We start from the raw sequence: 15,406 nt of genomic DNA, 5'->3' as shown, positions 1-15,406 counted from the left end.
CTGCCTTTGTATTGTTTTTTCAGAGAACATGTTATAATATTAAGTAAAAATGGCAATTTAATAATGGAGGGATTAAAATTGGACAGAGAAAAAGCATTAGCTTTAGTCAAGGAGTATGTGTCGGACGAAACCCTTATCAACCATATGATAGCTACAGGTGCTATAATGGGAGGACTTGCTAAAAGGCTTGGACAGGACGTGGAAAAATGGGTGGTTACAGGAATAGTCCATGACATCGACTATGAAGAGACAAAGGACAATCCAGAGCTACACAGCATAAGAGGAGGAGAAATCCTAAAAGAGCTGGGATTTGATGAAGAAATTGTTCAAGCGGTAATCGCTCACAACGAAATTCACGGTGTTGAGAGAAAGACGTTACTGGATAAGGCGCTTTTTGCAGCAGATCCTCTCTCAGGGCTTATTGTAGCTACCGCTTATGTTATGCCTTCAAGAAAATTAGAAGAGGTAAAGGTAAGCTCTTTAAAGAAAAAATTTAAGGATAAGACTTTCGCAAAAGGTGCCAACAGAGATCAGATAAAGACCTGCGAAGAATTGGGGATTTCTTTAGATGAATTCTTGGAGATAGGTCTAAATTCCATGAAAGAAATTGCAGAACAAATAGGACTGTGAGGTATGAGGTGTAATGAAGATAAAGGAACGGTTATTGCAACTTTTAAGAGAAGAAGATTACAAACCTTCCAAAATTGAGGAAATAATGGACATGCTGCACATAGACTACAACCAGAGAAAAATATTAGAAGCTACTTTGAAAGAAATGGAGAAAGAAGGACTGGTATTTAAAACTAAAAGAGGTAAATATGCCCTTCCAGAAAGGCTTGGCCTTGTAAGAGGGAGAATAGATGGACATCCTAGAGGGTATGGGTTTTTAATTCCTGAAGAGCAGGGAATTAAAGACATATTTATACCTATTAGCGGGATGAACGGAGCAATGGATGGAGATCTAGTTCTTGTAAGGGTCATAGAAGGTGCTGAAGGGAAAAGCCAAGAAGGCGAAGTAGTAAAAATTTTAAAAAGAGCTAATACGACAATTGTCGGAACTTACGAAAAAAATAAAAATTTTGGCTTTGTGATACCGGATAATAAAAAGATACATCAAGATGTATTCATTCCAAAAGGGGAAGATAAAGGCGCTAAAACTGGAATGAAAGTAGTAGTAAGAATTACTAAATGGCCTGAGGGAAGAAGAAGTCCTGAAGGAGAAATAATAGAAGTTTTAGGGTACAAAGGAGATCCGGGGATAGACGTAAAGTCAATTTTGAGGTCTTATGACATTCCGGAGACATTTCCTAAAGAGGTTCTAAAAGAAGCGGAAGAACTTCCAGAGGAGATACCGGAAAAAGAAAAAAAGAGGCGGGTTGACCTCACAAAATTAAAATTTGTCACTATTGATGGAGAAGATGCGAAAGACTTGGACGACGCTGTTTATGTGGAAAGACTTCCAAACGGCAATTATCTCTTGTATGTCAGTATAGCAGATGTCAGCCATTACGTTAAAGAAGGTACAAATCTTGACAAAGAAGCTCTTAGAAGGGGTTGTAGCGTTTACTTTCTCGACAGAGTGATACCTATGCTTCCTCCAAAGCTTTCAAATGGCATATGCAGTTTGAATCCGGGAGAAGAAAGGTTGAGCCTCACGGTTAAAATGGAAATAAATACAAGGGGAGAGATAGTAGACCACGATATTTTTGAGAGCATAATAGAGAGCAAAGAGAGAATGACTTACACCAGCGTTTATAAAATTCTTGAAGAAAATGACGAAGAGCTGATAAAAAGGTATTCCCATCTTGTAGAAGACTTTAAGCTAATGAAAGAACTGGCACTTGTGCTTTTAGAAAAAAGAAAGAGAAGGGGGAGTGTGGACTTTGACTTCCCGGAAGCTAAAGTGATTGTGGATGAAAAGGGAAGACCTGTAGATATTGTAAAGGTAGAGAGAAATATTGCCCACAAAATAATTGAAGAATTCATGCTGGCAGCCAATGAGACGGTAGCTGAACACATGCATTGGTTAAACGTTCCTTTTGTCTACAGGATTCACGAGCATCCTGATATAGAGAAACTACTAGCTTTTAATAAATTCATCCACAACCTGGGATATCATATAAAGGGAGTAGAAGGCGGAGAAATTCATCCCAAAGCTTTGCAGGACCTCATAAGGCAGGTCAGAGGGAAAAGTGAACAAAAAGTAGTAGAGACTCTTCTCTTGCGCTCTTTGAAAAGAGCAAGGTACAGTCCTGAAGACATAGGGCATTACGCTTTGGCAGCAAAGTATTACACTCATTTTACCTCTCCTATAAGGAGATATCCAGACCTTGTGATTCACAGGATAATAAAAGAATACATAAATGGAAAACTTACAGAAAAAAGGCAGAGACATTACAATAGGATCCTTGAGGATATTGCAGCAAGAGCCTCAGAAAGGGAAAGAGCTGCGGAAGCCGCAGAAAGAGAGATAGAGGAGCTCAAAAAAGTGGAATACATGGCAGATAAAGTAGGAAATGTGTACAAAGGCATAATTTCCAATGTCACCAGTTACGGCTTTTTTGTAGAACTCGATAACACCGTTGAGGGATTGGTGGATGTAGCGTCATTGGAAGATGATTACTATGTATTTGACCCTGAAAGATATGTTCTGGTAGGGGAAAGGACAAAAAAGGTGTACTCTATAGGGAAAGAAGTTTACGTTAAAGTAGCCCATGTAGATGTGGATAATAGGGAGATAGATTTTGTACTGGTAGAAGAAGATAGTTGACAAATTTTTTGAAATAAATATAAAATAATATATGGAGAGATAATATATGGAAATGGGGGAGGTGGCAACGGTGCAAGTGATACTCTTGCGAGATGTTGCTGCTAAGACCCCTAAACTTTTTGGCATACCTTCTGGAATTCCCGGACTTGATGAGCTCTTTTATACGGCGGAAATTGAAGAAGGGGAGATAGTCAGGGTACCCCTTCAAGGGCTTCCCTCAGCTTCTGTGATTCATTTAGCAGGAGTGCCCGACACAGGGAAAACTCTCATGGGGCAGCAGTTTGCCATAACGCAGGCGGCGAGAGGATATAATGTGCTTTTTGTTACAGTAGAAGTCCCGGCGGTTTTTACTGTGCAAGGTTTGAAACAGCGCTGTAAGGGCTTGGGAATTGAATGGGGAAAAATTGAAAATTCGATTTACCTCCTTGACCTTTCACATCAAACTGAGCTTAAAAGCAGTGTAGATGAGCTTACCACCAAGCTTGGGGATATAATAAGAGAAAAAAATATAAAAGCTTGCGTGATAGACTCCATCACCGGGCTTTATGAAGGGCAGGAAATGGTTGCGAGAAAATTGGTGAGAAGGCTTTATGAGGTAATGAAAGATAATTATCAGACAGCTATATTTATATCTCAGAAAAGAAGCAGCCATGAAGAGTTATCTTCAGAAGCTGCAGGCGGATACGCCGTATCCCATATACTGGACTGTAATATAGTATTAGCAAAAATTGTAGCCAGCAGAACTACTGCTTCTTCATATGGAGTTTCGCCAGGAGAAGTGGTGAGGACTATAAGGATTGACGGATGCAGGATGTGTGGGCATGATACTAGAGTGCATATTCTTCACATAGATGATTTAGGCATAGTCAAAGTGGGAAAAGCTTTGAGTGAAAAATAATTGCACTTGACAGGGATTAAAAATGTGCTATAATATAATAGCGACAGCAAAGGGCCCTATTTGTGACACACAAATAGGGCAATTTTCTCCTAAAGAGGGTGTTGGGACTTTGTCAAAAGAAAAGGAAGAGATAAAAATAATTGCCCAGAACAGGAAAGCCTTTCATGACTACTTCATCGAAGAAACCTATGAAGCGGGTATAGAACTTGTGGGGACAGAAGTTAAATCTGTAAGGCAGGGTAAGGTAAATTTAAAAGACAGCTTTGCAAGAGTAGAGAACAATGAAGTTATACTTTATAACATGCACATAAGCCCTTATGAAAAAGGTAACATCTTCAATAAAGATCCTTTAAGGCCAAGAAAGCTTTTGCTCCACAGGCACGAGATAAATAAACTTTCAGGATATGTGTCAAGAAAGGGATACACTCTAATTCCTACTAAAGTGTACCTCAAAAGAGGCCTTGTGAAGGTGGAATTGGCTGTTGCAAAAGGTAAGAAGCTCTTTGACAAAAGAGAAGACATTGCAAGAAGAGATGCAAAAAGAGAATTAGAGAAGCAGTTTAAGGAAAAACAGCTTGGCATTTAACGTGGGGGTGTGTTGGTTTCGACGGGGGCGGTCGAGGTAAAAGTAGCGAGCCGAGTTCTCCACCAGCTCGTAAAAAAGGTGGAAAAAAATAAACGCAGACAGAGAACTCGCTTACGCTGCCTAATTAAAGGCGGCCGTCCAGCCTGAAATGCCCACGTTTCAGGACTGGGCGTCAAAAGAGTGGGGAACTGGTTTTGCCTGCGCCTCGGGGCAAAACCGGAATAATGAGGCTACCGAAGCGGTTATCCTGTCGCTGGGAGAACCGCTGAGGGAAAGCTAAAACAGCGACTGCGCTCGGAGAAGCTTTTACCGGGACGCCTTCGGACCGGGGTTCGAATCCCCGCACCTCCACCATAAAAGATAAACTGATCCACTTTACGGTATAACCGCAAAGTGAATCAGTTTATCTTTTTTCATTATCTTCTTCGAGCAAAAATGCATTTTGCTATCACCTTCTTTGAAGTGTAATAGTTCATACTTGTAGTATATGCAAAACTAATAGAGGCGTTCGATTTTCTCTATTATAGACAAACGATTGAGTTTGTGCTATAATATTAATCGCAGTGGCAATTTCACATAGACTTGGGGCTGTAGCTCAGTTGGGAGAGCGCCACAATGGCATTGTGGAGGCCGTGGGTTCAAGTCCCATCAGCTCCACCAGAAAAATCAAGGGTTCTCGGTACATATAAAGTACCAGAACCCTTTTTTGGTATTCTTATTTCAGTTTTTCAATTATAGCTTTTACAAAAGCTACTAAATCATTGGGAGTTCTAGAGGTTATTAGATTTCCATCTATTACTACTTCTTCGTCTACGTACTGAGCTCCTGCATTTATTAAGTCATCCTTTATTGAGAAAAAGCTTGTGACTCTTTTACCTTTTAAGTCGCAGCTTGAAGCCATCATCCAGGGTCCATGGCATATCGCAGCAATTATTTTTTGCTGTTGGCACATCTCTTTAACGAAATTTACAGTATCCTGGCACCTTCTCATGTGGTCCGGAGAATAACCTCCTGGTATTACCACAGCATCATAATCATCGGCTTTTACTTCTTTTGATGCGTGAGTGCTTTTCATAGGATAACCATATTTGCCTGTGTACACTTTATCTTTTTCTGTCCCCACTAGGTGAACTTCATACCCTTCTTCTTTCAATCTGTAGTATGGATATAAAAGCTCGGGCTCTTCATAGAGGTTTTCAATTAAAATGGCTACTCTTTTCATTTAAACCACCTCGTTTGTTCATGGTTTATCTTTATTTTAGCCTTATTGGATACTTATGTCAATCCCATTAATGGCTAAATACATCTAAATCTATTTCTTGGCCTTCAAAGATGGTTGTTTTAATTTTATCTCCTACCGCTCTTTAAATACTCCATAAAAGCTTTAAACGTAGGGGAGAAGTATTTATCCTTGTGATAGATTATATTGAACATTCTCTTGAACTTTATACCCTCTATTTCTATTTTTACAAGGGTGCCTTTTTTGAGCTCTTCTGATACGGCAAGTTTTGAAAGAACTGATACGCCCATATTTAATTCAACGGCTTTTTTTATGGCTTCTGTATTGTTAAGTACATGTTTTATATGGTATTTTAAGTTGTTGGCGGACATTATTGTTTCAAAAACTTCTCTTGTGCCACTTCCCTTTTCACGAATAATTAATTCTTCCTCCTCAATTTCCCACGGCTCTATTACTTTTTTTAAAGCCCATCTGTGGCCTTTGGAACATACAAGGTATAATTCATCTTCTATAAAAGGTTCTATAATGATATCTTGTGAATGAATGGGACCTTCTACAATTCCTATATCTATAGAATTTTCTAAAATTTGCTTTTCTATTACTGCTGTGTTGTCAATATTAAAAAATATAGAGGTATTTTCGTATTTTTTGCGGAACTCACTGAGTATTTTTGGAATTAAATAAGTTCCTATAGTTGTACTTGCACCTACGCGAAGTTTTCCAGTTTTTAAATTTGAAATGTCTAAGAGGGTATTTTCAGCTTCTTCAAGTAAAGAGATTATTCTTTTTGAATATTCTCTTAAAATTTCGCCTGGATAAGTGAGGTAGAGATGTTTGTTAATCCTTTCAAACAATTTTATATTTAGCTCTTGTTCTAATTCACCTATAGTCTGGCTTATGGAAGGTTGAGTCATGTACAGTTTTTTGGCTGCCTTTGACATGCTTCCTTCTTGGCATACAGTTAGAAAAATTTTTAGCTGGCGTAAATTCATAAAATCACCTCATAAGTATATGCTTATGTATTTAATAAAATTATACTATTTTACTTATAGTTGTTCAATCGCTACAATATAAAATGTGGTGAGGTGATTTAAAATGCTCTTAAAAGAAGGGAAAATAGGCGGGTTACATTTAAAAAATAGAATTGTGATGCTTCCGACCGTTACAAATTTGTCAAAGGATGGCTACGTCACAGAAAAAGAGATAGAGTACTACAGAAGAAGGTCAAGGTCAGTTGCTTTAGTGATCGTAGGAGCAAGTTTCGTAAATCCATTAGGCAAGTTCTTTCCCAATCAAATAGGAATAGATGCAGATGATAAAATAGAAGGTCTTAGCAAATTGGCAGAGGCAATACATCAAAATGGTGCTAAAGCAGCAATTCAACTGGCAATGCACAATCCAAAGTACAAACCAACAGATTTTCCAAAAGAAAAAATAAAAAACTTTGTGAAGGATTTTGTCAGAGGAGCGATAAGAGCAAAGAAAGCGGATTTTGATGCAGTAGAACTGCACTTTGCCCATGGATGGTTTGTAAGTCAGTTTTTGTCACCAAATACAAATAAAAGAGAAGATGAGTATGGGGGAAGTTTAGAAGGAAGGGTAAGATTTGCCGTTGAAATCTTAAAAGAGATAAAAGATGCTCTACCAGATTTTACGGTGATTTGCAGGATTAATGGAGATGATTTCACGGATGGGGGATTCAATATAAAAGAAAGTATTGAATTTGCCAAAATACTGGAGAAAAATGGAGCTTCTGCTATAGATGTATCTTCAGGAGTGTCTTCAACTTCTGAGTATCATATTTCTCCAATGGGGATAGAAGATAGACCATTATTACCTTTTACTAAAAAGATAAAGGAAAGTATTAGTATTCCTGTAATTGCTGCTAATAAGTTAGGGGATGTTTACGACTGGGAAAGGATTTTAGAGGAAAGAATAGCCGATTTTATAGGTATTGCCAGAGGTTTGATTGGAGATCCCGATTTGGCTGAGAAATTGATTAAGGGAGAAGAAACAGATATAAGGTATTGCATTCACTGCAATCAAGCTTGTATTGCTTATATACAGAAAGGGCTTTCGGTTTCTTGCATGATTAATCCAGAGGTAGGAAGAGAAAGAGAGTTTGAGGTAAAAACTGATAAACCGCTAAATATAGCAGTAATTGGCGGAGGTCCTGCTGGAATGTCTGCAGCTAAATATCTGGCAAGAAAAGGCCACAATGTTACACTTTTTGAAAAAGAGAATAGGTTAGGAGGACAGTTAAATGTTGCTCAAATTCCTCCTCACAAGCAAGAGATTGGGAGAGTTATTGAATATTTGAAAAGGGATTTAGAAAAGTACAATGTGAAAATAAATTTAAATACAAAAATATCTTTACGAGATATTAAAGAAATGCAGTACGATAAAATTATTATAGCTACTGGTTCAAAACCAGCAAAAATGAATTTAGATACAGATATTGCACCTCTTACAGCCATTGAAGTACTAGAAGGCAACATTCCAGAGGGTAAAAATATAGCAATAATTGGAGGGGGACTTACAGGGCTTGAAACGGCTGAATATTTGGCAGAGAAAGGGAAAAAGGTGACAGTTTTTGAGATTAGAAGTGAAGTGGGCGAAGGAATATATCCGATGGTGAAAAAGCTACTTCTTCAAAGACTGGAAAATTTGAAAGTCAATATAGTGACTGATGCCGAAGTGAAGGATATATCAAAAGGAAAACTTATGTACAAGGTAAAGGATAGATTTGATGTAATTGAGGTAGAGGCGGTAGTATTGGCGGTTGGCAATGTTCCAGATGAAGAATTTTCAGAACTAAAAGGCGATGAGAGAATTTATTTCATTGGGGATTGTAAAGAAGTAGCATCTGCGGTAGAGGCTATAAGGGAAGGGGCAGAAGTTTCACTTTTTATATGAGAGGTGAGACTAGTGTTTTTAAGATTCAGGTCATACTTGTTATTTTGACAATGCAAAGAAATTTTCTAAGGTGTTGGGAGATTTTTTTAGAGAATAAAGGGATACCGTTAAAGGTATCTCTTTTTTTATAGTTGACAAATGCGAAAAATACTGTATAATGTATACAGAACATCCCACAACAGTAGGGGAGTATTTTGTTGGAGGTAGAAAAATGAGAGTAGCAAGAATTGATGAAAAGATATGTGATAAATCACCTTTTTGTCCAGCTGCAGCAAGTTGTAGGTTTAAAGCTTTTAGAGTGATCCTGGGGACTTCTTTTAGAGTCAACATAAGTATTGATGAAGAAAAATGTACAGGTTGCGGTGTATGCGTGAGGTATTGTGGACCTGGAGCAATCAAGCTTATAGAAAAAGAAAAGGCTTCGTAAAAAGGGAGGCTATTCTGCCTTCCTTTTTATTTGGCTTTTTCTACTAATTCAATCCTGTGCATAGTAGAGGGATGGGAGTAAGAGAACCATTCTATAAAAGGGGGAGGAGATACGTCCAACAAACTTCTTTTTGCGAGGTCAATTTGAAGTTTTATAACAGGTTCTTTGCTGTGAAGGAATTCAACGGATAGTAAATCAGCCTGTTTTTCCATCTGCCTTGAAATGTAATTTTGTATAGGATTTGTGTCAAAATTGATAAGCAAAATAAACAAGTATATTACCGATAACACAGCTGGAGTTATTTTAATATTGGGATGAATTGTAATACTTGAGTGAATAAAAATATTAAGTAAGTAAAGTCCTATGAAAAGTCCGATTGTACCTATAAGTAAGCTTTTTAGCACATGATTTTCTTTCCAGTGACCTGCTTCATGGGCTATGACCGCTTTTATTTCATCATCTGGATAATTTTTTAGTAGCGTATCGTAAAGCACAATTTTACTTGTGCTGCCAAAACCATAAAAATAAGCGTTTGCCAGCGTTGTGCGTTTACTTGCGTCCATTTCTTGAATTTTATCTATTTTTATTCCTGCATTTCGAGAGATTTCTTGTACCATATTTATTATCTTAAGGTCTTTGATTGGGGTGAATTTATTAAACATTGGAGCTATGAAGTTTGGATATATGTAAATTTGAGCAAACATTACGACGGTGAGGAAGAAAAAGGCGGCTATCCACCACGTAATGGGCCATTTGTTTAAAAATATAAAGAGTAACAGTACCCCAATGGAGGAAAAAATAAAATCTAAAAGAATGCTTTTAAAATAGTCACTCCACCAAGAGGCCATTGTCTGAACGGAAAATCCCCATTCCACCTGGACGAAATGGTTTATTAAACTGAAGGGGAGAGAAATTAATCTTAAGATTAACCATAAAGCCATGAAGTATAAAAAGACATTCAAATAATATTTTCCACAAGAAACTTTTTCTGTATATCTTGAAAACAAAAGGGATCCTCTTCCAAAGGTAAACCATATTAAAAATAATGCCTTCGCCATGAAAGAACTTATATAGATTAAGCGGTTTATTTTGTGATATTTTTGAGCTTTTGCGATTTCAGCAGGGGAAAAGTATTTGTAGACATCATGGGGTATATTTCCAGGAAATAATGTATAATAAAGGTACAAAAAAGAGAATATTCCTGCAATTAAAATGAGCAAAAACCATAACTTGTTGAATTTTACAAATTCCATTTTCTTCAGTCCTTTCAAAAAAGATATCTGACATTATTATATATCATTAAAGAGGAAAGTAGTACCAGCAGTTTGCTTTTTTGAAAAAATGTATATATCATATAGTTGTAAGTGAAAGTAAGTGAGAGGGATGAAGATGAAAGTTCTTCTAGTTGGGATAAATGCCAAGTACTATCACACTAATTTGGCTATAAGAAATATAAAAAAATTTTGCCAGCCATATGATATAGAGATTTTTGAAGCTACTATAAATGACAGTACAGATTATATGCTGGAAAGCGTAATTGAAAAGAAACCAGACGTGGTAGGTATTTCATGTTATATTTGGAACATTGAAATTGCCCTTAATTTAGCTGAAAATGTGAAGAAAATACTTCCCAACGTAGTGATGGTATTGGGAGGCCCGGAAGCGTCTTATGATGTAGAAAACCTATTATCAAAAGGCTTTGTAGACTATGTAGTCATTGGAGAGGGAGAGATTGCTTTTAAAGAGTTATTGGAGGCGCTGGAAGGAAAAAAAGATTTAAAAGAAGTTCCAGGTATTGGCTATAAAGTAGAGGAAGAAATAGTAATTCAACCGCAAAAATATTATGTAAACTTAGATGAGGTTCCCATTGGGTACGATGAAAAAGAAGATTTATCTGACAAGCTTGCGTATTATGAGACTTCAAGGGGATGCCCTTTTAAATGTGCGTACTGTCTTTCCTCTATCGACAATGTGCTAAGATATGAGAGCTTAGAGAAGGTAGAAAAAGATTTGAAATGGTTTGCAAACAAAAATGTTAAGATTTTAAAGCTTGTAGACAGGTCCTTTAATGCCAACAGAAAAAGAGCCAGAGAGATTTTATCTATTATGAAAAGGATAGAAGGAGAGATGGTATTTCACTGTGAAGTGAATCCAGAACTTGTAAACGAAGAGTTTATCTCTGAGCTTGAAGATTTAAAGGGAAGGATTCAGTTTGAAGTGGGAGTGCAGACTACTAATAAAGTTACACTTAGAAAAATATCCCGTACTACCGCTGTTGAAATGGCTTTAAAGGGGATAGAGCTTTTAAAAAAAGCGGGTATAAAGCTTCATGTGGATTTAATAGCGGGACTTCCTGAGGATAGTTTAAAGACTTTCAGCAAAGCTTTTGACGATGTGTACAATTTGAAACCGGAAGAAATACAGTTGGGATTTTTAAAAATTTTAAAAGGTACTCCTCTGGCTAAAAAAGTGGGGGAGTTTGGGATAGTTTATGACAGTAAACCTCCTTATGAGGTTTTGTATACAAAGGATATAAGCTATGAGGAGCTAGTAATATTAAAAGGGATAGCGTTTCTTATAGACAAATACTATAACTCAGGTAAATTTTTAAAAACCCTCGAGTACTTAGAAAAGCATTTTAAAAGGCCTTTTGACTTGTATTTTGAGTTTTATAGGTACTGGAAAGAAAATAAGCTTTTTTATAAGAATCATTCGTTAAAGGCTCTTTATAATGTTCTTTACGATTTTAGTGTTAAAAACATTGGATTAGAAGAAAATATAATAAAGGACTTGTTGAAGTTTGACTTTTTATACTCCACTAATGCCAAGGACTTGCCGGACTGTGTAAAGGAAAAAGATAAAAAGATACCTGACCTGTTTAGGGATTACTTAAAAAATGAAGAATGGCTAAAACAAAACCTTCCGCAGGCCGTAGGGCTTTCCAGTCTTGAATTATCAAAAAGAGTTTCTTACGCTTTTTTTGAGTACGATGTGACGGAAAATTTGATGAAAAAAGATTTGATAATAATTTTTCTTCACAGTGAAAAGAAGACCTATTTAGCAAAAATAGAATTATAAAATTTCGCTTTTTTAGAAAAGTGTGATAGAATTTTTCTGTAAAGTAAATCTTGGGGAGGTATTTTTATGAAAACTTTGGTAATTGCGCACAGGGGAGATTCTAAAAATGTACCTGAAAACACCATCGCTGCTTTTAAAAGGGCTATGGAATTGGGGACGGATGGTATTGAGCTGGATGTACAGCTTACAAAGGATGGGCATCTTGTGGTGATCCACGATGAAACAGTAGACAGAACGACAAATGGAGAGGGCTTTGTGAAAGATTTTACGCTAGAAGAAATTAAGAAGTTGGATGCAGGTATAAAGTTTGGTGAGAAATTTGCGGGAGAGAGAATACCTACTTTGTATGAGGTTTTTGAACTGATTGGAGATAAAGACTTTCTTGTAAATATAGAGATAAAAAGTGGAATTGTGCTTTATCCGGGAATTGAAGAAAAATTGATAAAAGCAATAAAAGAATACAATTTTGAGGAGAGAGTCATTATATCCTCTTTTAATCATTATAGCTTAAGAGATGTAAAGAAAATGGCGCCCCATCTTAAGATAGGTCTTTTATACCAATGCGGGCTTGTAGAGCCTTGGCACATGGCACTTCGCATGGAAGCTTATTCGTTGCATCCTTTTTATTTCAACATAATACCCGAGCTTGTTGAGGGTTGCAAGAAAAACGGTGTTAAATTATTTCCTTGGACAGTTGACAGAAAGGAAGACATGGAAAGAATGATAAAGGCTGGTGTAGACGGGATTATCACAGATGACCCAGAGACCTTGATAAATCTTGTGAGGAAAGGGGGATAATATGGTTTTTGATGAAAACAATCAACTACCGCTAAACTATTTTAAGATATTCAATTTAGGACTTGGTTTTATGGTGGTCTCTATGATATGGGCTGCTTATAATGCTTATATGCCCATTTTTCTCGGGAATTTTACTAAAAGCAATACATTGATCGGTTTTGTGATGAGCTGGGATAATATAGCTAATCTCTTTATACTTCCTGTTTTCGGAGCTTTAAGTGACAATACGAGGACTTCCATAGGCAGGCGAATGCCCTATATACTAATTGGTATGCCAGTTGCTGGCATTTTGTATGCAATGCTTCCCTTACAGACAAAGCTATGGGCTCTTCTTATCGTTGACCTCATGTTTAATATTGTCGTTGCAAGTTATAGGACTCCGCTGGTGGCCTTGATGCCAGATATTGTTGAGGAGCAGCACAGAAGTAAGGCCAATGGGGTAATAAATTTCATGGGAGGATTGGGGGCTTTAATAATATTTTTTATAGGTTCCCAGCTTTATAAATTAAATAAAGCCTATCCCTTTTTTCTTTCAGGAATTCTTTCAATAATTGTGCCTGTAATTTTATTTTTGACAATAAAGGAACCTAAGTCTTTTGTTATTGAAGAAAGAAAAGAAAAGCAAAGTATAATAAAAGCCCTTATAACTGTTGTAAGGGACGAGGACAGAGCTCCCTTTTACACGCTTTTGTCAATTTTTATGATGATAGCAGGTTTTGCTGCAGTTGAGACTTTCTTTACAAGGTACTGTAAGATAGCTTTGGGAATTGATGAAAGTGTATCATCTTTTACGATGGGGTTTTACGCTTTGGCTTTTTTGATTTTCGCACTGCCAGCGGGATTTATTGCTTCGAAGATAGGTAAGAGAAAAACCATGATGATAGGCGCATTTGGGCAAGCGATACTATTTTTGATTTTCATGGTGGTTAAGGATTTCAGGATTATTCAAATCTTAATGCCTTTTGCGGGAATTTTCAATGCTCTTTTTACAATAAATTCTTATCCGCTTGTCGTAAGTTATACTTCTTCTGAAAAAATAGGAACTTACACGGGACTTTATTACTTTTTTTCTTCACTGGCGGCTATAGTTACTCCTTCTACGTTTGGCGCAATTATGGATTATATCGGTGTGAATAAACTCTTTCTAGCAGCTTCAATTTCTGTTTTTATTTCCTTTGTGTTTTTGTGGCTTATTGGTAAAAGAGGTGAAAAGCCAGAGATTTTGTGATATAATTTTAACTGTACACAAAAATAAATTTATAAATCAGGGTGATCTGATGAAAGAGAAGATTAAATTGATAAAGGGGAACATCGTAGACCAGGAAGTAGATGCCATTGTAAATGCAGCTAATTCTTCTTTGATTGGAGGTGGTGGGGTAGACGGAGCAATCCATAAAGCAGGAGGTCCTGCTATTGCAGAGGAGCTTAAAGTTATAAGGGAAAAGCAGGGAGGGTGCCCGACTGGTCATGCGGTTATAACGGGTGCAGGCAATTTGAAAGCCAAGTATGTCATTCACGCTGTAGGGCCTATCTGGAAAGGCGGCAATCATAACGAAGATAATTTATTAGCAAGTGCCTACGTAGAGAGCTTAAAATTGGCGGATGAATATAATGTAAAAACTATTGCTTTTCCCTCAATAAGCACAGGAGCCTATGGTTTTCCTGTGGAAAGGGCAGCGAGAATAGCTTTAAGGGTAGTTTCTGACTATCTTGAGGGAAGTAGCATAAAAGAAGTGAGATTTGTTCTCTTCAGCGATAGAGATTATGAAGTGTATTCAAAAGCTTATGAAGAGCTGGATAAATAAAAAGGATAGGCGGTTTGACCTATCCTTTTTATTTTACTATTTTTTGGGCGATTAAGAATAACATTAGCACTCCAACTAGGAGTCTATAATACGCAAAAGGTTTTAAACCATGCCTTTTGAGGTAGGCCAAAAATTTATCGACTACGATCAAAGCAGTTATAAAGGACATTATAAATCCTACTGCCAGCGCTTCCCATTCTAGTAATGACATGGAGGTAATGTTTTTCACAAGTTCAAAGCCTGTAGCAGCAAGCATTGTGGGAATAGCCAAGAAAAAGGAAAATTCAGCAGCTGCTCTAACTGATAGGCCTACCAGCATTCCTCCCATTATAGTGGAAGCAGACCTTGACATTCCTGGGAATAAAGACATCACTTGGGCTACTCCAATCCAGAAAGCTTTAGAAGTGCTTACTTTGTCCATGTTATCAATTTTATACTTTTTGCCGAATATATCTTCTATCACTATCATCATTATTGCACCTACTATCAGGGCTATTGCTACGGTAAATGGAGAAAATAGATGTTCTTCAATGTAGTGATGGGTCAGTATACCAATTATCGCAGCAGGCAAAAAGGCTATGAACGTTTTATACCACAGATTAAATCCCCATTCTCCTGGCTTTAAAGCCTTAAGGGAGGAGAGAATTTTGTCTTTAAAATAATACACTACCGCTAAAATTGCTCCCAGCTGAATTACAATTTCGAACATTGTAGCAAACTTTCCTGTAAATTTGATAAAACTTCCGACGATTATGAGGTGGCCAGTGGATGAGATTGGAAGAAACTCAGTTAATCCCTCTACGATGCCCATTATAAAGGCTTTGATCAGTAGCTCCATTTTCATACCCCTTTATATAGAATTTTTGTCACCTCTATCTATTTTATATG

The 15,406-nt window shown here is 37.0% G+C and carries 14 protein-coding genes, 1 tRNA gene and 1 other RNA gene; 12 read left to right on the top strand and 4 right to left on the bottom strand.

All coding sequences use genetic code 11. The annotated features are described in order from the left end of the window. Positions 1-78: 78 nt before the first annotated feature. The 6 genes from EV203_RS07375 to EV203_RS07350 all read left to right on the top strand — a co-directional run bounded on the left by EV203_RS07375 (position 79) and on the right by EV203_RS07350 (position 4,914). The gene (locus EV203_RS07375; RefSeq protein WP_011025356.1) at positions 79-630 is read left to right on the top strand and encodes an HD domain-containing protein; all 552 of its coding nucleotides are present in this window, start codon (positions 79-81) and stop codon (positions 628-630) included. Between the two features lie 13 nt (positions 631-643). Further along, entirely contained in the window at positions 644-2,770 is a 2,127-nt protein-coding gene (gene rnr / locus EV203_RS07370; RefSeq protein WP_011025357.1) for a ribonuclease R, read from the top strand. A gap of 46 nt (positions 2,771-2,816) precedes the next feature. Further along, positions 2,817-3,668, top strand: coding sequence for a KaiC domain-containing protein (locus EV203_RS07365; RefSeq protein WP_011025358.1), 852 nt, complete (start codon positions 2,817-2,819; stop codon positions 3,666-3,668). Positions 3,669-3,777: 109 nt separating this feature from the next. Beyond that, positions 3,778-4,254, top strand: a complete 477-nt coding sequence (gene smpB, locus EV203_RS07360; RefSeq protein WP_011025359.1) for an SsrA-binding protein SmpB — start codon at positions 3,778-3,780, stop codon at positions 4,252-4,254. A 3-nt stretch (positions 4,255-4,257) separates the two neighbouring features. Next, positions 4,258-4,608, top strand: a transfer-messenger RNA (tmRNA) gene (gene ssrA, locus EV203_RS07355). Between the two features lie 230 nt (positions 4,609-4,838). Beyond that, positions 4,839-4,914: transfer RNA gene (locus EV203_RS07350), tRNA-Ala, on the top strand. 55 nt (positions 4,915-4,969) lie between these two features. On the opposite strand, the gene EV203_RS07345 is transcribed toward EV203_RS07350, so the two are convergent. Then, positions 4,970-5,476: a type 1 glutamine amidotransferase domain-containing protein gene (locus EV203_RS07345; protein WP_011025360.1), complete on the bottom strand. Its 507-nt coding sequence runs from the start codon at positions 5,474-5,476 to the stop codon at positions 4,970-4,972. 125 nt (positions 5,477-5,601) lie between these two features. Then, positions 5,602-6,486 carry a selenium metabolism-associated LysR family transcriptional regulator gene (locus EV203_RS07340; RefSeq protein WP_011025361.1) on the bottom strand — a complete coding sequence of 295 codons (885 nt, stop codon included), beginning with the start codon at positions 6,484-6,486 and terminating at the stop codon, positions 5,602-5,604. Between the two features lie 103 nt (positions 6,487-6,589). Here EV203_RS07340 and EV203_RS07335 point away from each other — a divergent pair, with 103 nt between their 5' ends. Together EV203_RS07335 and EV203_RS07330 are read left to right on the top strand one after the other, a co-directional pair. Then, a complete protein-coding gene (locus tag EV203_RS07335) occupies positions 6,590-8,410 on the top strand; it encodes an FAD-dependent oxidoreductase (RefSeq protein ID WP_132039844.1) in 1,821 nt (606 codons plus the stop codon). Between the two features lie 211 nt (positions 8,411-8,621). Then, complete coding sequence (locus tag EV203_RS07330) at positions 8,622-8,837, top strand: ATP-binding protein (RefSeq protein ID WP_031314071.1); 216 nt, start codon at positions 8,622-8,624, stop codon at positions 8,835-8,837. 26 nt (positions 8,838-8,863) lie between these two features. Here the strand turns inward: EV203_RS07330 and EV203_RS07325 are convergent, their stop codons facing one another. Next, positions 8,864-10,090 carry a M48 family metallopeptidase gene (locus EV203_RS07325; protein ID WP_132039842.1) on the bottom strand — a complete coding sequence of 409 codons (1,227 nt, stop codon included), beginning with the start codon at positions 10,088-10,090 and terminating at the stop codon, positions 8,864-8,866. Between the two features lie 136 nt (positions 10,091-10,226). Between EV203_RS07325 and EV203_RS07320 the strand changes: the two genes are divergently transcribed. The 4 genes from EV203_RS07320 (at position 10,227) to EV203_RS07305 (ending at position 14,518) form a co-directional block, all read left to right on the top strand. Beyond that, complete coding sequence (locus EV203_RS07320; RefSeq protein ID WP_132039840.1) at positions 10,227-11,915, top strand: B12-binding domain-containing radical SAM protein; 1,689 nt, start codon at positions 10,227-10,229, stop codon at positions 11,913-11,915. A gap of 66 nt (positions 11,916-11,981) precedes the next feature. After that, positions 11,982-12,713: a glycerophosphodiester phosphodiesterase gene (locus EV203_RS07315; protein ID WP_132039838.1), complete on the top strand. Its 732-nt coding sequence runs from the start codon at positions 11,982-11,984 to the stop codon at positions 12,711-12,713. Position 12,714: 1 nt separating this feature from the next. After that, on the top strand, positions 12,715-13,941 hold the full coding sequence (locus EV203_RS07310) for an MFS transporter (RefSeq protein ID WP_009610980.1): 1,227 nt from the start codon (positions 12,715-12,717) through the stop codon (positions 13,939-13,941). A 49-nt stretch (positions 13,942-13,990) separates the two neighbouring features. Then, positions 13,991-14,518 (top strand): O-acetyl-ADP-ribose deacetylase, encoded by a 528-nt coding sequence (locus EV203_RS07305; RefSeq protein ID WP_132039836.1) that lies wholly within the window; start codon positions 13,991-13,993, stop codon positions 14,516-14,518. Positions 14,519-14,546: 28 nt separating this feature from the next. On the opposite strand, the gene EV203_RS07300 is transcribed toward EV203_RS07305, so the two are convergent. Further along, positions 14,547-15,356: an undecaprenyl-diphosphate phosphatase gene (locus tag EV203_RS07300; protein ID WP_132039834.1), complete on the bottom strand. Its 810-nt coding sequence runs from the start codon at positions 15,354-15,356 to the stop codon at positions 14,547-14,549. Positions 15,357-15,406 lie beyond the last annotated feature (50 nt).

Origin of the sequence: Caldanaerobacter subterraneus (assembly GCF_004345675.1) — a bacterium.
Taxonomy (GTDB): Bacteria; Bacillota; Thermoanaerobacteria; order Thermoanaerobacterales; family Thermoanaerobacteraceae; genus Thermoanaerobacter; species Thermoanaerobacter subterraneus.
The sequence above is the reverse complement of the archived record's forward strand: the minus strand, read 5'-3'. Positions and strand labels throughout refer to the sequence as shown.